The 18755-nt window shown below is 59.5% G+C and carries 22 protein-coding genes; 1 reads left to right on the top strand and 21 read right to left on the bottom strand.

The genetic code is table 11. From position 1 onward, the window contains the following. Nucleotides 1–6: 6 nt before the first annotated feature. The 19 genes from AABB31_RS05785 to fabF all read right to left on the bottom strand — a co-directional run bounded on the left by AABB31_RS05785 (nt 7) and on the right by fabF (nt 16438). On the bottom strand, nt 7–3906 hold the full coding sequence (locus AABB31_RS05785; RefSeq protein ID WP_373635513.1) for a glycoside hydrolase TIM-barrel-like domain-containing protein: 3900 nt from the start codon (nt 3904–3906) through the stop codon (nt 7–9). Further along, complete coding sequence (locus tag AABB31_RS05790; RefSeq protein WP_342075404.1) at nt 3906–4343, bottom strand: NlpC/P60 family protein; 438 nt, start codon at nt 4341–4343, stop codon at nt 3906–3908. Before AABB31_RS05790 ends, AABB31_RS05785 begins: the two co-directional genes overlap by 1 nt. Then, nucleotides 4340–5224 (bottom strand): DUF2163 domain-containing protein, encoded by an 885-nt coding sequence (locus AABB31_RS05795; protein WP_342075403.1) that lies wholly within the window; start codon nt 5222–5224, stop codon nt 4340–4342. The genes AABB31_RS05790 and AABB31_RS05795 overlap by 4 nt, the downstream gene beginning before the upstream one ends. Then, a complete protein-coding gene (locus AABB31_RS05800) occupies nt 5221–5853 on the bottom strand; it encodes a DUF2460 domain-containing protein (RefSeq protein WP_342075402.1) in 633 nt (210 codons plus the stop codon). Before AABB31_RS05800 ends, AABB31_RS05795 begins: the two co-directional genes overlap by 4 nt. Nucleotides 5854–5865: 12 nt before the next feature. After that, entirely contained in the window at nt 5866–6525 is a 660-nt protein-coding gene (locus AABB31_RS05805) for a phage tail tape measure protein (protein WP_342078886.1), read from the bottom strand. Beyond that, entirely contained in the window at nt 6518–6721 is a 204-nt protein-coding gene (locus tag AABB31_RS05810) for a rcc01693 family protein (protein ID WP_342075401.1), read from the bottom strand. The genes AABB31_RS05805 and AABB31_RS05810 overlap by 8 nt, the downstream gene beginning before the upstream one ends. Then, complete coding sequence (locus AABB31_RS05815; protein ID WP_342075400.1) at nt 6718–7032, bottom strand: gene transfer agent family protein; 315 nt, start codon at nt 7030–7032, stop codon at nt 6718–6720. The genes AABB31_RS05810 and AABB31_RS05815 overlap by 4 nt, the downstream gene beginning before the upstream one ends. Continuing rightward, nucleotides 7032–7448 (bottom strand): phage major tail protein, TP901-1 family, encoded by a 417-nt coding sequence (locus tag AABB31_RS05820; protein ID WP_373635514.1) that lies wholly within the window; start codon nt 7446–7448, stop codon nt 7032–7034. The genes AABB31_RS05815 and AABB31_RS05820 overlap by 1 nt, the downstream gene beginning before the upstream one ends. A 27-nt stretch (nt 7449–7475) precedes the next feature. Next, the gene (locus AABB31_RS05825) at nt 7476–7889 is read right to left on the bottom strand and encodes a DUF3168 domain-containing protein (protein WP_342075399.1); all 414 of its coding nucleotides are present in this window, start codon (nt 7887–7889) and stop codon (nt 7476–7478) included. Continuing rightward, nucleotides 7886–8224: a phage head closure protein gene (locus tag AABB31_RS05830; RefSeq protein ID WP_373635515.1), complete on the bottom strand. Its 339-nt coding sequence runs from the start codon at nt 8222–8224 to the stop codon at nt 7886–7888. Before AABB31_RS05830 ends, AABB31_RS05825 begins: the two co-directional genes overlap by 4 nt. Continuing rightward, entirely contained in the window at nt 8221–8820 is a 600-nt protein-coding gene (locus AABB31_RS05835; protein WP_373635516.1) for a head-tail connector protein, read from the bottom strand. Before AABB31_RS05835 ends, AABB31_RS05830 begins: the two co-directional genes overlap by 4 nt. A gap of 173 nt (nt 8821–8993) precedes the next feature. After that, nucleotides 8994–10175 carry a phage major capsid protein gene (locus AABB31_RS05840; RefSeq protein ID WP_342075397.1) on the bottom strand — a complete coding sequence of 394 codons (1182 nt, stop codon included), beginning with the start codon at nt 10173–10175 and terminating at the stop codon, nt 8994–8996. A gap of 32 nt (nt 10176–10207) precedes the next feature. Beyond that, nucleotides 10208–10738 carry an HK97 family phage prohead protease gene (locus AABB31_RS05845; RefSeq protein WP_342075396.1) on the bottom strand — a complete coding sequence of 177 codons (531 nt, stop codon included), beginning with the start codon at nt 10736–10738 and terminating at the stop codon, nt 10208–10210. Beyond that, nucleotides 10735–10947 (bottom strand): hypothetical protein, encoded by a 213-nt coding sequence (locus AABB31_RS05850; protein ID WP_342075395.1) that lies wholly within the window; start codon nt 10945–10947, stop codon nt 10735–10737. Before AABB31_RS05850 ends, AABB31_RS05845 begins: the two co-directional genes overlap by 4 nt. Beyond that, nucleotides 10937–12118, bottom strand: coding sequence for a phage portal protein (locus tag AABB31_RS05855; protein ID WP_342075394.1), 1182 nt, complete (start codon nt 12116–12118; stop codon nt 10937–10939). The genes AABB31_RS05850 and AABB31_RS05855 overlap by 11 nt, the downstream gene beginning before the upstream one ends. A 111-nt stretch (nt 12119–12229) precedes the next feature. Next, a complete protein-coding gene (locus AABB31_RS05860; protein ID WP_373635517.1) occupies nt 12230–13585 on the bottom strand; it encodes a DNA-packaging protein in 1356 nt (451 codons plus the stop codon). Then, a complete protein-coding gene (locus AABB31_RS05865) occupies nt 13488–13847 on the bottom strand; it encodes a hypothetical protein (protein ID WP_373635518.1) in 360 nt (119 codons plus the stop codon). Before AABB31_RS05865 ends, AABB31_RS05860 begins: the two co-directional genes overlap by 98 nt. A 171-nt stretch (nt 13848–14018) precedes the next feature. Continuing rightward, complete coding sequence (mltG, locus tag AABB31_RS05870) at nt 14019–15176, bottom strand: endolytic transglycosylase MltG (protein ID WP_373635519.1); 1158 nt, start codon at nt 15174–15176, stop codon at nt 14019–14021. Further along, nucleotides 15176–16438: a beta-ketoacyl-ACP synthase II gene (fabF, locus tag AABB31_RS05875; RefSeq protein ID WP_342075393.1), complete on the bottom strand. Its 1263-nt coding sequence runs from the start codon at nt 16436–16438 to the stop codon at nt 15176–15178. The genes mltG and fabF overlap by 1 nt, the downstream gene beginning before the upstream one ends. A 206-nt stretch (nt 16439–16644) precedes the next feature. Between fabF and AABB31_RS05880 the strand changes: the two genes are divergently transcribed. Beyond that, the gene (locus AABB31_RS05880; RefSeq protein WP_342075392.1) at nt 16645–17565 is read left to right on the top strand and encodes a PilZ domain-containing protein; all 921 of its coding nucleotides are present in this window, start codon (nt 16645–16647) and stop codon (nt 17563–17565) included. 24 nt (nt 17566–17589) lie between these two features. Here AABB31_RS05880 and AABB31_RS05885 read toward each other — a convergent pair whose 3' ends face one another. Both AABB31_RS05885 and fabG read right to left on the bottom strand, forming a co-directional pair. Next, on the bottom strand, nt 17590–17823 hold the full coding sequence (locus AABB31_RS05885; protein WP_342075391.1) for an acyl carrier protein: 234 nt from the start codon (nt 17821–17823) through the stop codon (nt 17590–17592). Between the two features lie 194 nt (nt 17824–18017). Beyond that, entirely contained in the window at nt 18018–18755 is a 738-nt protein-coding gene (fabG, locus tag AABB31_RS05890) for a 3-oxoacyl-[acyl-carrier-protein] reductase (protein WP_342075390.1), read from the bottom strand.

The raw sequence follows: 18755 nt of genomic DNA on the forward strand, positions 1-18755 counted from the left end.
GAGGCCTCAGGAGACCGTCATGCCAACCGGCGGCCCCGCCCCGAACCGTGCAGAAATCTGCGCAATTTCAACGCGGTAAGGCGCATTCCCGACCTCTGCGATCCGGTCAGCGTCATCATAAACCCATGTCGGCTCGGCAACGACATCCTGCCGCTGAAGGATGCCGTTCTGGAATACGCGGACCTGATAGGATTCAGTCTCTTCGCCCAGTGGGATATCGCCATCGGCCCAGATGTCGCCGTCGATGCGGCTGCAGCGGATCCAATCAAAACGAACCCCCGCCGCCGATGGCGTGGTCCGCAAATGCACGACCGGATAGGGGCGCAAACCATTGCCGGCAAAGCTGTCTGTGACATAGCGAAAGCTGGGATCGGTGAACGGGCGCTTTGCGGGGCCATAGCGGAAATGCCGTTGTGTGCCGCGCGCCGCTGTCGGAATTGTGATCTGCCGGGGGGTGCCGTCCAGGATCACACATTGGCTTTCAGGGGGCCACAAATCAGGCATCAAGCCGCGACTCCCTGCCTGCCCGCGCAGCAGACCCTGTAATTGGAACCGATTGTCAGGGCGCGGGATCACGTCACGAAACTGGATGATCTCCCATCCATCCGATGTCCCGTCGCCGATTGCACATAGGTTTGCACCAGACAGCAGGGCATCAACCGTCGCACTGCTTAACTCTCCGTTGAGCATGCGCACCTCAAATCCGGCCTGCCGATCCCAAATGCCAACCGGGCCGCGTGCAAGCGGGGTCTGGGTCAGGCCGATCGTTGCGGGCGCATCAAAGATGTCCTGCAAAACATACCCGCTATCCTGCGCGGCGCCATAGACCGCGACACTTCCCGGCCAAGGTTGGCCACCGGTCGCGACATAGGGGCTGGTGGGGTCTTCGTCCCCGGTGAGCAGCGGCAAATCGAGAAACATCAACTCAACCGGGACCGGACCGACGAAAGGCGTCAGGGTCATCTCGTCCTGACCGGTGGCAAGCGGTTCATAAGTCTCTGCGTCGATGCGGGTTGCCTCAGCCAGACGCAGACCAGCCGCCTCGACCCGGTCGATCCGATAGAGGCCGCTATGCATTGCGGTTTCCAGCGAAACGACATCGCCGGCATCCACATCCAATTGTGAGGGGGGCAACGCAAAGCTGGCGCTGTTACGGGCCACGCGCGCCTCTTGCAGCCAACGCGACGCAACATGCTGCCCCTCTCCACGGGTCAGCGCCAGCGAGGTTTCCGACCGCGTCAGTGCAAAGCTTACCGCGTCAGGGTCAACCGCTTCGGACGCAACGGTTTCATAATCACCGTCGGCATTGAGGTAGCTGAGCTGCACACGGCTTGCGATTTCCATCGCGGGCGCGCGTGTCAGCACGACCGATTGATCCTGCTCGGGATCAATGGCCAGCGTGTCATCGGTGATTACATGATCCGTGCGACCATCGCGATTTTCGAACACCAAAACGCCGTTCCGCTCGACCGCGTCAAAACCATAGGCCAGCATCAAGGGCTGCAAGGCTGCCCGGGCCGACATGCCGTTTGGCACGCCATAGCCGCGCAGGACGCCGTAGAGCCGGGACACATCAAACTGCGTCACACCTGACTGGGAACAGATCTCGGCCACAACAGAGGCCAGCGATCTGTTCGTTGCCCGCCCATTCAGCCAATGCCCCCGCACATAATTGTCGCAATCCGACCACAGGGCGCGATTGCCGGGAAAAAACGGAAAAGGCCGCGCATCCCAGGCCCAGACATGCATCCGGTCGGTTGCGATCATTGACCCGTCATATTCGATAGAGACCGGGTTATTCGCGGGGTCCTCGAAATGCGCATGTACCGCACGAATATATTGCATCTGGATGAAATCATCCCGATTGCCGTTTGAATAATATGGCAATTGCGATTCAGATGATTTCGGGTCCAGAAACTTGTTGGGCTGGTTGGCCCCCTTGTCTATCGCCGCGCAGCCAAACTCGGTAAACCAGATCGGCTTGCTTTGCGGCAACCAGGGCGACGGGGTGGATTGGCGCACGCCACCGATCCGGTCATGGTGCTGATTGGACCACCAGCCGACAAAATCCTTGTAGCGCCAGACCCATGGCTCCCCCGCACCATCGGTAATGGCGGTGCGACGTTGCGCATCCCGCGCCTCGGGCGTGCTATAGAACCAGTCATATCCCTCGCCGCCAGCAACATTTGATTGCAAGTAGCCAAGGTCGTATATCGACCCCGCAGCGGCATCGAGATGCGTCTCCCCATCCCGCCAATCAGCAAGCGGCATATAATTGTCGACGCCGATGAAATCGATATTCGGGTCCGCCCATAGCGGATCAAGGTGAAAGTACTTATCGCCCGTCCCGGCAGGTTGGTAACCGTGATATTCGGACCAGTCGGCAGCATAACTGATCTTGCAATCAGGCCCCAGAATCGCCCGAACGTCAGCGGCAAGCTGGCGGAACGCAGCCACCGCGGGGAATGATCCAGCCGCACCCCGGATCTGCGTCAGACTGCGCATTTCCGATCCGATGCAGAACGCCGGCACACCGCCGGCGGCAGCACAAAGATGCGCATAATGCAGGATAAATCGACGGTAGCCCCATGCGTCCGGACCGGCGTAATTCACCCGGGTGCCGACAATGGTAAAATCATCAATCGCGGCGGTCCCCATGAACGCGTCAACTTCGGCAGCGGCGGCAGCTGTGCCATCGACGGTTCCGGCCAGGGTCGGCGCGAGGGATGTCGTGATCCGCCCGCGCCATGGCAAGGCGGGCTGTCCCACCTCCCCCGTCCACGGATTTGGCAGGGCGTTGTCATCAAGCTGATCCATCAGGATGAAGGGATAAAACACCGGGTCCAGCCCACGCTGTTTCATATCCCGAATGGCCTCGACGACAGAGGCATCAGTCGGCGTTCCGCCATAAACCGGCTGACCGTCGCGCAAGGGGATACGGGCCGCCTGGGCGCGGGTGACACCCGCGACACGCCACGGCATCGCATCCGCATCAACGTCTTTCTGCTCGACCTTTGGCTGGACGTTACAATCGGCGCAGCGCAAATCATCACCGAACCAGGACACAACCGTCATCACCGATTTGCAGCGCGGCACCTCATCCTGCAAGGCCTGCATCGAGACCGCAAAATCTGTGCCGCCAAGGGGGGTATTTGTGTTGATCGGGACAAACGCGCCATATGAGGGGGACAGGTAAACCGGCGTTGTCGCCATGGCATATTCGCCCGTCCCGGGGATCAACGCGACGGCCTGCACGGTGTCATGCAGATCATCCGCCACGGCAAGGCCGGACGGTCTGGCAACCTCGAACGTGAACTGTGGAATGCGGTTGCCGAACTGACCCAACGCGAGATCTTCGAACACCACATAGGCCGTCCCACGATAGGCGGGCGTATTCTCCAAACCTTCAACCGCCGCGATTTTCGGATCGGGCAATTGATCTGGCGATCCGGGATAGACCCGCATGTTCAGATCGCCCGGCGACACTTCGACGCCGTCGGCCCATACCCGCCCCACGCGGCTGATCTCACCCTCACATAATGCGACGGCCATACTGACACTATAGGCATAGGTCGTCGTTTTTGGCTGCGGGGGGCTGCCCTTGCCGCCGCCCTGGGTCTTGCTGGTTTCGCGAAACTGGCTGGCCCAGATCACCTGCCCAGGCACGCGCATCCGGCCATAGATCTGCTGAATATCAGCGCCCTCACTGGCACCGGTCAACCGAAAGCGGTCAATCCGACCGGTCTCTACCGGTTCGCTGCCCGCCCCCATGATCTGCTGGTCAATGCGCCGGCCAATCATGGCACCGGCGGCCCGGCCAATCGTGGCCATGGAAAGGCCCAGAACCGATCCGCCGATAGACCCGCCAAGGGCCATCCCCGCCGCAGATAATGCAATCGTAGCCATCAATATGTTCCTTCTGAAACGGCAAAGCGAGCGGCGATCCGGCGGCGCCACGGGGCGGAAAGCGGGCTTTCGATCACACCGTGACCCGCATAGGCATGAATGAAGGTCGGGACGACGCCTGCTTCGGCCAGAATGCCCAGATGCTTGGCAACCGCACCCTGACGCATCCGAAACAACAGCACCTGCCCCGATTGCAAAGGTGTATCTGTCAAAGGCGTCATATGACGGCAGGCAGCCTCGAACAGCAGTTCGCGCCCCTGCGGCTCGGACCAGTCGGCGGTATATGACGGCACTTTTTCAGGCTCTGCGCCAAAGACATCCGCCCAGACGCCCCGCAAAAGACCCAGGCAGTCGCAGCCAGCGCCTTTGACCGCGGCCTGATGCATATATGGGGTGCCGATCCAGCCCCGCGCGGCATTGACAAGGGCGCGCGTCATCGGCTTCGGCTTCCGCCGGTATTCTGGCCATCGTTTCGGGGGACATCCATCAGCCAGTCTTCACCGGGGATATCCGGAAAACCCTGAAAATTGATCAGGTTGGAAAACTTCTGCGCGCAGGTCTTGGAACGCTTGTCACAGCCGGCCGTCACCCGCACGAGATCACCCGGCATCACCGCAGCGCCCAAGGGCTGCCATAGGGTCATCATACGATCCGCGAGCCCCGTCTTATCGGCCTTGATAACCGCCGACAGCCCGGCAGCGGCGCCGGACAGGACACGAAGCTCGCCAGCCTCAAACCAGCGATCGTTAAAGCCCGCGATGTCAGTGAAACCAAAGAACTGGCTGGACTGCACCGTGGTGACGGGCTGCTCAAAGAAATAGGCAGGGTCTGCCAGATCAACCGTACAGCGCGCATCGCCAAGAATTGCACTGCAGTTGCGCAGGAAAGATCGGCCCTGCGGCTGGTTCAATGCATCCGTCAGGCCACGCAGCTCGGCCTGAAAACCACCATCGGCACGGGTCATCTCGCCGATCGTCCCGACAAAGCGGACCACGCGATTGTCGATGCTGTCCCATTGGACCAGCCACGTGGTAACGGTGGCGCCATCATAGCGGCCTGCCTCGATATCGGCTTCGGTGATGGCATCATCCTGCAGAACACCAATCGTCTCGGTGTTGTTGACCGACAGACCTGTGGTGCTGGACAACGCGCGGGCGCTCAGCCCGCTTTCGGGCATGAAATCAATGCCATCGAACTGCAGCGGCAGGTCATGATCCGTGAAACCCAGCGTGACACCGTCGCGACGGTTGATGGCCCAGCAGTTACACACATGCGTCGCGCCGGTTGCGAGATGGGCGATCAGATCATCAGCCGTCATACCCGGACCTCGACAATCGGCACATTGGGGGCTTCGCCAGCCTGAAAATTCGAGATCGCGGCCATGATGGCATCGGTGTCAAACCGGACCGGCACGTCAAACTCATACCCGGCGCGGACCTCTGCGGCGATATCGGGCGGGTGCAGAAAGGTCACCAGCCCGGTGAGATGATCCACGGTGTAGTCAATCGTCTCCTGCAACGGATCGCCGCCAATCGCGATGCGGACTGTTCCAGCCACTGGCTTGGTGATGGGACGCAGATAGATATTCTCACCGGACCGGTAGGTTTTGGTCAGCGGAAACACCGTCTCGACCTCATCACCGATACCGATCAGCTGATCGGTTGGCGTGATTTCCGCCGAAGGAAGGGCGGACTTGTAGTCGCTCCAATCTTTCCAGCGAAACCCGATCAATTGGCCTTGCCGGGCCTCAAAGAAGGCAATGACGGTCGCGACGTCGTCCAGCGAGCGCAAGCCCAACCCGGCGTCATAGCGGCGCCGCGAATGCGCCCACGGGGTGTTGCGTTCCTCAAAGCCATTGGCAAGGGTCACGATGTCAGTGCGCCGCTCGGGGCCGCCTACAGATCCAAAACTCAGATTGGCCGGAAATCGTATCTCATGAAACGCCATGCGTGCTGCCCCTTATCTGTTACGTTGACCGCGACCCAATGCACGGGTCATCTGGGCCGCAATCTGACCCTGGCTGCGCTGAAAACCCTGCGCGTCGGGGGTCGAGATATTCATGTTCACGGTCACGTTGGACCCACCCTGGGTGCGGACCCCCAGTCGGCCATCCGCACCGCGGGCCAATGGCATGATGGCCTCGGGTCCGGCTTCGCCCATCAGCCCCGTGCCGCCGCGCATCGGAAATGTTGTGGGGGCGCTGACAACGCCGCCCTTTGCAAATGGCATGACGCGGCCCTGGGAAAACGGGGCGCCATCGGCATAGGGCATCACGCTGGATATCGCGGCGTTCAGACCATCTGCTAATGCGCCGCCAAAATGATCGGTGATCGGGCGCATGGCGGCGGAATAGGCTGTATTCACCATGGATTGCGCCAGACCTCCCAACACATCCGAAAGCTTGGCGCCGTCCAGCACCAGACCGTCAATCGCCCGGCGCAACCCGGCCGAAAAGCCACGTTCCAGATTGCCCAGATCTCGGGTGGTTTCCGTAAGTGTCGATTGGACGCCGCGCAATTGATCATCAAATGCAGACGTCATCGCAGCCGTGTCACCCAAGGTACGCTCCAGCGCGCTGATATCGCTATCAAGCGCGTCCAGCCTGTCCAAATCATCCATCATTCATATCCTTTGGTTCGTCGGGGAAGGCATCCAGCAGTGATTTCAGCCTGTCGCGCCCCATCGGTTGCGCCGTCGGCGATAGACCCAGCATCAACTGCAACTCTGCAGGCGTCAGCGCCCAGAATTGGGCCGGGGTCAGGCGCAAACCATGCAGGCCGGAACGCATAAGCCCCGCCCAATCCAGACCGGTCATGTGGGCAGCGCAAAAGCGCGCGCCAGCAACGTCGCGGCAATCCGGGCGGCCCCAACCGGGCCACCCTCAATCTCGGCGCTGATCAGGTCCTCGGACCGGCCCGTCCAGCCGCCGCCACGCAAGCCGGCCACAATAACGGCCATGACGTCGCGGCTGGAAAAGGCCCCCGTCTCGAAACGGCGGATCAGATCGACAAGCGATCCGGTCCCCAAACCCGCCTCAAGCTCTGCAAGGGCGCCCAGCGTCAGCTTGCACTCGCGCGGTGTGCCATCAATGGCCACACTGACCTGCCCCGCCCAGGGATTGGCCATCAGATCAACGCCGTAAAGGTCAGCGCACCAGCCGAGGCCAGAGACAGCTCGTAGGTCGCCTCCCCGTTATGCGAGCCTGCATATTCGATTGATGTGATCTGGAACGGGCCTTCGACCGTGCCAAAATCGGGGATAATAACCTGAAAGTCAGGGGTCTCCCCGTCAAAGAATATCTGGCGGGCACGCTCGTCAGTCGATTCGTCCTTGAACACGCCAGAGCCCGAGATCGAGGCCGTCTTTACCCCCGCCCCGCCCAGCAGCTGACGCCAACCGCCGGTACTTTCCAGGCTGGTGACGTCCACACTTTCGGCGTTGAAGCTTAGGCGCGTCGCGCGCAAACCGGCTGCAGTTTCAAACAATCCGTCACCGGTCATATCAATCTTTACAAGCAGGTCTTTTCCGTTTTGGGCTGGCATGGCCATCACTCCTTCGAGGCATTTGGATTAAGTGTCGTCGGCAACGCGGGCACGAAAAATCAGGTTGATCTGGCGCATATCGCCCGTGCCCACCCGCGCCGCCTTGGCTTTGTAAAAGCGCAGCGAAACAAGGCTGCCGCGTGTCAGGCTGAGAGGTGCGTCAACCAACGCATCAGAGACTGCCGCGGCGGCCGTCTTGGCCGACGAAAATCCGGCACTCTCTGTGACGACCGTGACCGTGAACTCATGCAAGGCGCCGCCACCTGTCTTGTCCGATGCATCACGCACATCTTCAGGACCCAGCACCACGTAAAGCGATGGCAAGCTGCCGGCGGGCAGCGCATCGTAGATCGCGGTACCAACCAGGTCCGCCAACGCCGTGTCAGCTGCGAGGCGCTGAAATACGGCAGCCTGCAGCGCCGAGGACATCGCATAACTCATGAGACAACCTCTTCCTCGGCAAAGCACAGCAAATACTGGGCGTTGGCATCGCGCTCGGCGACGGCGTTGATATGAAAAAGTCGCGCGCCATCGCGAAAGCGCTGACCGGCGGTCGGCCGGGACGCGGCACCATGGGGTGCGGCCCGCACGGTGATGCGGCAAGGAACGCGGGACACTGTCGCAGCAAAGGCTGCCGTCTCGCGACCTGATCCGGCCTTCACCTCCGCCCAAAGGACGCCAAGGGTCTGCCAATCGCTGGTAAACCCGCCGGCCCCGTCCGAAACACGTGTCGGGGCCTCCAGCAAAAGGGACCTGTTCAAGCGGGGAACACTCATGCGCGTGACCCCAGAAACAAGCGAACCGTGCGATAACGCTCAATCAGCGACGACACGCCAAAGGGCATCGCAGTTGCGCCGGTGCTGACGTCATGGCGATATTCATAATAATGGGCTGCCAACATCAAAACGGCCTGCGCCAGATCAGCGGGTAAATCGCCCCATTCGGGGCCGAAACCCGCCAGCATCTCGATGCGGACCGATCCATTTGCGGGGATCGCGGGAAGGCAGGCGGCAACAGCCTTAAGGCTGGGGCGCTGTTGATCCAGTTCCAGATACCAGGCGTCGGTATCGGCAATTGTCTCGTCACCGGTCACATCCAGCAGGGTAACGGCCGCAATAGCACTGACCGGGGCCACTGGCAGCGGTTGGCGACGATCATCGCGCCATGCGGTCAAGGTCCAACTGAATTCGCGCTCGATCAGGACTTTGCCAGTCCGGGCCTCAATTGCGGCAATGGCGGCACGCAAGTAGCTCTCCAGTATCGAATCTTGAAACCCGTCATCCGAGAACCCCGAGCCCAGGCGCATATGGTCTTTGAAAATTGCGACCGGCAGCGCCGATTGTGGCACGGTGGTCTCTTCGACTAACATCATGGAAATTCTCCGAAAAATCACTGACCCCAGCAGATCAGGTCGTCAGAACCCGGGCGCACGCCCCCCGCATCACTCGGACGGAAGGGAGCAGCTAGACAATGCGGGGATTGCCTTGCGCGCGCCCGGGGTGGTGCCGCCCCCGGGACAGAGAGCAGCACCGTTTCACGCCAACATCAGCTGGTCGCGAACCGCAAAAGCTTGATGGCCGCAAAATCGCTCACCGCGCCGCCGACACGCTTTGTTGCATAGAAAAGGACATGCGGTTTGGCGCTGAACGGATCGCGCAAAACGCGCAGATCGGGGCGCTCGGCGACCGTGTAACCAGCCGTGAAATCACCAAACGCAATAGAATAACTGTCCTCGGCGATATCCGGCATATCTTCGGCGATCAGCACGCGATACCCCATCAGGCGGGCGGGCTCACCAACCGCCAGGCCGTCGACCCAGACGAAGCGACCGTCATTATCCTTCAACTTGCGGACATGTCCGGCAGTCTTGGAATTCATCACGAATGTACCATTTGCGCGGTACTCAGCCCCAAGCGAATAGACCAGATCGACAATCGGATCCGCGCGGGTGATGCCGCCTGCCGTGCCGGACGCCACATAGCCAATATTGCCCCAATCCCATGTGTCATTCTCGACAGCGGGATAGCTCAAAAGCCCGGTAGGTTTGTCAGCACCATCACCCGAAATGAAGGCCGCTGCCTCTGAACGGGCAAACTTGTCGGCGATGCGCCCGGCCAGCCAGGTCTCGATATCAAAGGCGCTGTCATCCAGCAGACGCTGCGAGGCCTTGGGCAATGCGGACAACTCATGCAGCGGGATCGTGATCCGCTCGATCTGCGGGGTTGTCGTCTCGGTAATGGTGCTGGCTTCGGTGGCCCAACCAGCGCCCAGGTCCGAATGATCCACCAGCACATCATAAGAGGTCGCATCGACATTAACGACATTTGCAATCGCACGAATGGATGCGGTTGAACTCAGCGTGTTCTGGATCGTCTCTGCGGTCTGCGGATCCACCAGATAACCACCTTCGGCCGCGATGGTCGTCGCTAAGGCCTTACCCTCGATCTCCAGGCCACGCAGGGCGTCATCGTCGCCAGAGCGTAGATAGGCGGCAAAGGCCTTTTGATGCGGCGCTTCCTCGCGCGCAGCGGCCGACAGCGCGGGACGGGCAGCAATCATCGTCTTTCGGTCCAACTTATTCATCCGGTCATCCTGTCTTTGAAGTTTGGCGCTAACGCCGTTGGAGAAGTCTTTGAAATCGTTCATGAAGCCGGCAATCGCGCGGTTCAGTTCCTCGGCCGGAGACATATCTTCCCCAGCCTGAGACTTGGTCTCAGTTTTACGCATCTTTCATCCTTTGGTTTTGGTACTGGGCGGGGTCAGTCCCGCGCCATCACGCGGCGCGCAGTCTCAAAAGCGGCGGCCAAATCACGCATCAGATCAGCTTGGGGCGCATCACCCTTTGCTGCCACACGCGCATCCGGAAGCATCGGGAATGTGACAAGCGACACCTCCCAAAGCTCCAACTCGGACAAAAGGCGGCGCCCCTTGTCATCCTTGTGGGATTTCACAGTGCGATATCCGATCGACAGGCCGTCAATCGCCCCTGCCCCGATCAGCGATGCAGCCTCACGGCCTTTGGCAACATCCGTCAGCAAGCGGCCCTTGACCCAAAGGCCCTTGGCGTCCTCGCGGACCTCATCCCAGACGCCAATGGGCTGTGCGGGATCATGTTGCCATAACATCTTGACTGACCGCTGATTGGTCAGTGATGTGGCATAGGCGCCGGCAACAACGGTATCGCCGCCCTGATCGGGTTTCCCGAATAGGGAGGCATAACCGCTGATGATCGTCCCATCGGTCACGGTGACCTCCGTGCCCAACGCGCAGAACTTGTGTTCCAAACTCATACCGGTCTCCCGCTCAGTGTTTTTACAATTTCAAAGATCAGCAAACCAGCGCAGCTGCAGACGATCACCCAAATCTGCCATTCCAGCCGGGACACCATCTGCTCGATCCGGCTTAGGCGGACATCGACCTGCGCAAACCAGAAGTCAGACACTGGTGGCGGCGAATACTGGCGAGGGCGCCCTTTGAGGTCGACGATTTTATCGCTCATCGCCAGCCTCCAATGCCGGTAGCCCCAGCAGGTTGCGCTTTTCGGCATCTGTCAGGAATGCCGCTTCGGAAACGCGGCGCCATTGTGCATCGCGTTCCACCGACAAGGCCGGGATCTGATCAAGGTCGGGCCGAAGCTGAACCTGCTCGCCATGATAGTCCGACAACCAGTCAGCAAGGGCGCTGGCGACACGGGTCGCCAGTGGCAGAACCGTTAATCGGTAAAAGGCGCGGTTGGCCTCCTGATAATTCGCATATGTGGCGTCCCCCGGAATGCCCAGCAACATTGGCGGGACACCAAAAGCGACCGAGATTTCGCGGGCGGCGGCCTCTTTGGTTTTCTGAAACTCCATGTCGGACGGGGAAAAGCCCATCGGCTTCCAGTCCAGACCGCCTTCCAGCAGCATCGGCCGGCCCGCATTCCGGGCGCCCTGGTGCTGGGTCTCCATCTCGCCCAACAGCCGGTCATACTGATCCGCGCTCAGTGAGGCCTGACCATCCGCGCCGCGATAGACAATCGCGCCTGATGGGCGGGCGGCATTGTCCAGCAAGGCCTTGGACCAACGGGATGCGGCGTTATGCACATCAATGGCACTTGCGGCGGCCTGCAAAGGCGAGAATCCATAGTGATCGTCTTGGGGATGAAAACTCTTGATATGGCAGATCGGGCTGTGATCGGGGGACACGGCAAAACGATGCTTGCGACCACCAACATTATACTCATAGGCCGCCGGCCAACCATCGGGACCAGGCACAATCGACATCCGGTCCGAGCGCAACACGTGCAACTCGACAGGCAAGTCCTCATCCGCTACCGCCTCGAGATAGCCGTTGCCGGTCAACAGGATCTGGCCAAACAACGCCTCCAGCAACTCCGCGCGGCCCTGCCCGCTATTCGGACGGGCAAGCAAAGTCTGCACCGGGTGCATCTCATAGCGACGTTCGGCATCCTGCAAGACCAGCGGCAGGGCCGCGGCCGCCTCCGCAATCAGCTTGACCGCACGAAAGCCGATGGGATTGCCGGTGAACCCGGCCCGCGTCAGCGATGTGACGTCACGCGGACTCCACACCACACGGCCTGCACCCTGCATCGCCATGACACGGCCAGTCGCCGAGGCCTTGACCTCGGCAGCGGGCACATCAGGCTTTGCACGGTTTAGAAAATCAAACATCAATCACTCCTTGGTCCGGGCCAGTCTGACCGGCTGCAATCCACGAAAAACAATTTGCGTCAGAAGAGTTACAAAGAAGAAACGGGTCCGTACGGGGATCGGGCAACACCCTCAAAGGCCGCGAATACGGGGGTCCCGCCACTTTGCAGCCGGATCAATCATCAGATCCTGCAGGGCCCAGACCAATGCATCAACACGGTCCGGGGACCCCTGCCCGGCATAGCCCCTGATGGTCATTTGACACATCTGATCCTCCAACGCGCCTAAACCGTGCAAATGCGATACACGGCCCTGCTCATACAAGGCGGCAACAGGTTCGGCGCGGGCCGACTTGCTACGGGTCGCGTGGACAGATCTGTAAGGCACCAAAGGATCCACCTGACGGATTACAGCCTCAACCATGTCGCCACCCTGATTGACCTCTGCAACAAGACGGTCGGCATCATGACGCCGCATGGCCGCGATGGCTGCCTTGGCCCATTCCGCAGGTCGGGCCGCATGCATCGTGGCATCCTCAAGCACGATGGCCCGCCAATCCTGGATCGGGCCAGACATATCGACACCAGCAATGATGATCCCGCATTCGTCCGATTTGGCATGAGATGTGCCGGGGGGGTCAATGGCGACAACAACGCGGGTCAGTGACGGGGCTTTTGCAATCTGCGCCGTGGCAAGCTGCTTGGGCGTCCACAAGGCATCATCAACCTCTGCCTGCATGATGCCATCAATCTCTTGCCGACCAAGGGATGTGCCACCGTATCGGGCCTCGACCTCTGTCAGAAAACTCGCCGCCAGATTGGCCCGATTGGCATATGTCGACGCATGGGTCACCACGGTTGTTTCCTGCTCAAGTATATTGGCCAAAACGGCAGATCGCCGGGGGGTCGTGGTCACGCAAACGCGGGGATCCACGCCAAGCCGTACGGCAAACTGCAGCATGTCCCATGGATCACCGGTCAGGGGCCATTTCGCCAGCTCATCTGCCCAGGCCGCATCAAATTGCGGGCCACGCAATGCCTCCGGGGCGTGGGCCGAAAAGGCCTGCGCGCTGGCACCATTCGGCCATATCAGCATTTGACGACCGGCAATCCATGTCGGTTTTCGGTCCGCGGGGGACACGGCCATGATCCCGCTCTCCCCAAAGATCATGACCTCGCGGGCTTGCTCCAGCGTATCGGCGACAAGGGCCACACGGGCCGAAATACCGGGGGCCACACGTGTGGGGCCCTCTACCTGCTGACGGACCCATTCCGAACCTGCACGGGTCTTGCCCGCACCACGGCCGCCCAGAACCACCCAGTTGCGCCAGGCGCCAGCCGGGGGGATCTGGTGCGGCATGGCCCAGAACTCGAACAGGTAAGGCAGGGCTTCAAGCTGCCGGGGGGTCAGTGTCTTCAAGAACGCTGCTTGCGTCGGTCGTGTTGCGGATGCGATCAAGCTGGCGCCCGATCTCAATCCGGATTGCATCAAAGTCGGGGGTTTCGGCTGTGTCGAGCTTTCCATAATGGACGTCAAACGCCTCCTCTGCCGACAACACCTTGAGGTGTGCGGCTTGCAATTCATTCATTTTTGTCACGATTGATTTTGGTGTATCGCCTTGAGTCGTGCCCAAGGTTTCAAGCATATGGACAAGCGTCTCCCGGATTTGTCTGAACAGCTTCTTGGTCTCCGCAACACGTGTTGCGGGGTCGTCATGGGCACCGATGGCCCGTTTCTTGGGTTTCGTCATGATAAACTGGCCTGTAAGGATGCTTCCGTTACAGTCGAGAGCCGACGCTACATACTTTGGTAACTTCGCCTTCTAGCCATTAAGAAATACGGCAAAACACTGAAAAATGTCAAACAATCTGGGGTTGTGGCTCGGGCCGCGCGTTAGTAATTCGTTAACATTTGCAGAAGGTTAACCATCACTGGCGCGCTCGGCCTCGATCTCGCGCCAGCGCGCAACGTTGCGATTGTGATCATCCAGATTGGTGGCAAACGCGTGGCCACCCGTTCCGTCAGCAACAAAAAAGATGTAGTCTGTCGTGTCAGGGTTCAGCGCGGCTTCAATACTCGCGCGACCCGGATTTGCGATCGGCGTCGGGGGCAATCCCTCAATCACATATGTGTTCCACGGGGTCTCGGCGCGCAACTCGCTCTGCCGCAAACCACGGCCCAGAACACCTTCGCCCTGCGTGATACCATAGATGACCGTCGGGTCGGTTTGCAGCCGCATGCCTTGATTGAGACGGTTCACAAATACGCTGGCAACCTGACGGCGTTCATCGGCAATGCCCGTTTCCTTCTCGACAATGCTGGCAAGAACAAGCGCCTCTTCCGGGGTTTGCAGCGGCAGGCCCTCGGCGCGATTTTCCCAGGCCTCGGCAAGAATGGCTTCCTGCTTTGTGGTCATGCGCGCAAGCACGGCCGATACAGGCTCACCGGGGCGCAACTCATAGCTTTCCGGCGCAAGTGATCCTTCCGGCGGGGTCTGGTCCACATCGGCTTGCAACACGTCCAGCTCGCTCAAAGAATATGCAATCTGCCAGCTGGTGACACCTTCGGCAATCGTCACCTGATAGGTGGTGTCACTGCCTTCGCGGACCTCGGCATATTCGGCCGGGCGCGGATCGTCCACCGCATCAAAGCTGGCAATCTCGACAAATTCATTTGTTGCAGGATCAAGCTCGCGGACATCGACCAGTGTCCGGTTGATCCCAACACGATAAATGACCTGCGTGCCGCATGTATTGCGGCCACCACGGGTCACGATGTCGACAATTTCTTCCATCGACGCCTGTGGGGGAACACGAAAGCTGCCGGCTTTCAACTGGCCGGACTTTTCCGAATAATCGGCACCGATCTTGAAGATCGACGGCGAAGTGACCGCGCCGTTTTCGACCAGCTGATCGGCGACCGCACTCATGTTGGACCCGCTGGGCACCTGCAAACAGATCGCTTGGCCCAGAGGGCCGGGATCACGAAATTGCTTTGTGCCCCAGCCAATTGCGCCAACAACCAGAAACAATGCGACCGTCAGAAACGTCAGCGCATTTGCGGCGATGTGGCGCCACATCAGGTGACTTTCCCAAAGATGACGCTTGCATTGGTGCCACCAAACCCAAAGGAGTTTGACAGCGCGACATCAATCTTGGTTTCGCGTTTTTCGTTGGCGCAAAGATCGACAACTGTTTCGACCGCCGGATTATCAAGGTTGATTGTGGGCGGGGCCACCTGATCGCGGATCGCAAGGATTGAAAAGATCGCTTCAATCGCCCCCGCCGCACCCAGCAAATGGCCCGTTGCGGATTTCGTTGATGACATGGTCAGCTTTGCAGCCGCCTCCGGGCCGACAAGGCGCTCTACCGCGCCAAGCTCAATCGTGTCGGCCATGGTCGAGGTACCATGCGCATTCACATAGTCGATCTGCGACGGCTCGATACCGGCATTGCGGCAGGCAGCGCGCATAGCGCGCTCCGCACCTTCATGATCCGGCGGCGGGGCGGTGATATGGTGGGCATCGCCGCTTAGGCCATAGCCCAATATCTCGGCGTAAATTTTGGCGCCGCGTGCCTTGGCGTGCTCATACTCCTCCAAAACGACCATCCCGGCACCCTCACCCATGACAAAGCCATCGCGATCTTCGTCCCATGGACGGCTGGCAATCTTGGGGTTGTCATTATGCTTTGTACTCAATGCCTTACAGGCATTAAACCCGGCAATACCCACCTCGCAAATCGCGGCTTCGGCACCGCCAGCCACCATGACATCGGCATCGCCATGCTGGATCAGACGCGAGGCATCGCCAATTGCATGCGCGCCAGTTGAACAGGCGGTCACAACAGCGTGGTTCGGGCCGCGGAAGCCATATTTGATCGACACCTGCCCAGATATCAGGTTGATCAGCGCACCAGGCACAAAGAATGGCGATACCCGGCGGGGGCCTTTCTCGGCCATCATCACGGCGGTGTTGGCGATGGAATTCAGCCCACCGATACCCGACCCCATCAAAACCCCGGTGCGTTCAAGGCTCTCGCGATCCTCCGGCATCCAGTTGGCATCCTTGATGGCCTGCTCTGCAGCGGCCAGGCCAAACAGAATGAAGGTATCGACCTTTCGCTGTTCCTTGGGTTCCATGTATTTGTCGGCATTGAACGTACCAGCGGTCCCATCACCCAGCGGGACCTCACACGCGTATTGCGTGGTCAGCTTGCTGGGATCAAAACCCGTGATTTTACCTGCACCTGACTGACCATCCAGCAAACGGCTCCAGGTGTCGTCCACACCATCGGCAAGCGGGGTTACCAAACCCAACCCAGTGACTACAACGCGACGCATATTCTGCCCTCACCTCTTGGCGTATTTACGGACACTGATACATCAGGCCTTGGCAGAGGGGCAAGAGGACCCGCGCCATTCGGCAAGAGAACGCAAGGGCATGGTTCAGCTTACATTAACCAATCTGACCTAAAGAAGAGCGGTGTGGGCAGGCGGATCAATCAGTACGATTATTTGCGATCATCTTTACGTTCTGCGTCAACATCATGGGAATGCCCGCCTTTGCGGATCAAAGCTGCGCTGTGATGATCGGTCTGTACAATCTGCACTTTGCACAAGACAGGCTTGCGCGGGGGTACGATCAGACCAGCTTTGCATTCGACGTCAGTTTCCTTGAACGGCAGGTCGGTGTTTTTTCGCAAGGGCTGGATGCAACATCATTGGGGGTCGAGGCGCAGTCATCCGCACATCTGACATTCGAACGATTGATTGACAGCGCAAGGCATGCTGTCAGGGCAATTGACCCATCCGACCCGAACACGGCGGCCACGTATTTCGATCAGCCACAGGTGCGTCAAACACTGGCCGCCGCAGATCATCTGCTGGCAAAGATGCATTGCGCGCGGGTCGCCTCAGAACGGCCGGGTCAAACGTCCGCACAGCCACATTTCGACGAGGCCCCAACCCCGGCGCGGCCACCATCAACGACAACGCAGACCCGTGGCGGAACCACAGACAGCGATGATGGGCCCGCTTCGCCGATCAAGGCATCCTATGTGACGTTGATCTTGTTGATCGGCAGCATCATCGGCACAATCATTGCGGTGCGGCTGATACGGCGGCATTTACAGCGCAAACGCAGACGCGCGCGGCGATATCCGGCGCTCTACGCAACGCGGTACACGCGCGAGGGGCGCGAATATGAGGGCGTCCTGCACGATATCAGCGGCAACGGCGCAAAACTGGCGCATGACGCCGAGAATGCGCCGAAACTTAAAACCGCCATCGCGATCATGATCGGGGCCGATTGGCATCACGGTGTCATCGCGTGGAATAACCAGCACTACAGCGGGATCCTCTTTAACAAAGCCCTCAGCGCTGCGCAGGTCGCGGACATCCGCAATTCCGCCGGCATTTCAAAGACACTCGCTCAAACGCAACGCGGCGCCCCATTGGACGCCGCATAAACGATCAAGATATGTGGTGGGCAGTTACTGCGCGCCGTTGATGAACTTTACTGCGTCACCAAAGGTTTGAATGGTTTCAGCAGCGTCATCAGGGATTTCGATACCGAACTCTTCTTCAAAAGCCATCACCAGCTCAACAGTATCAAGGCTATCTGCGCCCAGATCATCAATGAAGGAAGCCGATTCCGTCACTTTATCTTCTTCAACACCAAGATGTTCTACAACGATCTTGCGTACGCGCTCAGCAACGTCGCTCATATCAATTCCTCATGTCTTTCTGGGCTTCGGCCCGTTTTCACTCTGGGCATTCGCCCTCTTCGTCGATCCGGTTGTTTCCGGACCAATACCAATCTGCGCAGAGACATCTGACGTCGGGTCACATGCACATTTTGGCAAATCTGCGTGGCCTATAACAGAGAATTCCGTATAGGCAAACGATTTCACCTCCGCGCCTAGAACATGGCCATGCCGCCATTCACATGCAAGGTCGTGCCGGTCACATAAGCGGCCTCAGGGCTAGAAAGATACAGTACAGCAGCCGCAATTTCATCGGAATCGCCCATCCGGCCCGCAGGAATCTGGCCCAAAATTCCGGCCTTCTGATCATCTGTCAGCTTCTCGGTCATGGCGGTTGCAATAAATCCGGGCGCCACACAATTGACGGTAATGCCGCGGCTGGCGACCTCATAAGCGATGGATTTGGACATACCAACCATACCGGCCTTCGAGGCCGCATAGTTCGCCTGTCCGGGGTTGCCCGTCGCACCGACAACGGACGAGATGTTCACAATCCGGCCCCAGCGGGACTTCATCATGCCGCGGATCACACCTTTGCACAGGCGCATGGTCGACGTCAGATTGACCTCCAGCACCGATGCCCATTCCTCGTCTGACATGCGCATAAAGATGTTGTCGCGGGTGATGCCTGCATTATTCACCAAAATATCGACCGCGCCCATCGCATCGGCGGCCTGTTTTGGCAGCGCATTGACCGCATCTGCATCGCTCAAATCGCAGGGCAGGACATGCGCCCGTGACTCCAAATCAGCGGCCAGCGCCTCTAATGGGGCAACACGGGTTCCCGACAGAGCGACAGTTGCACCAGCGCCATGCAGCGCTGTCGCAATCGCATTACCAATCCCACCAGAGGCACCCGTCACAAGTACATTTTTTTCTTTTAAATCAAACAT

The sequence above is a fragment of the Yoonia sp. SS1-5 genome, assembly GCF_038443705.2.
GTDB classification, from domain to species: Bacteria; Pseudomonadota; Alphaproteobacteria; order Rhodobacterales; family Rhodobacteraceae; genus Yoonia; species Yoonia rhodophyticola.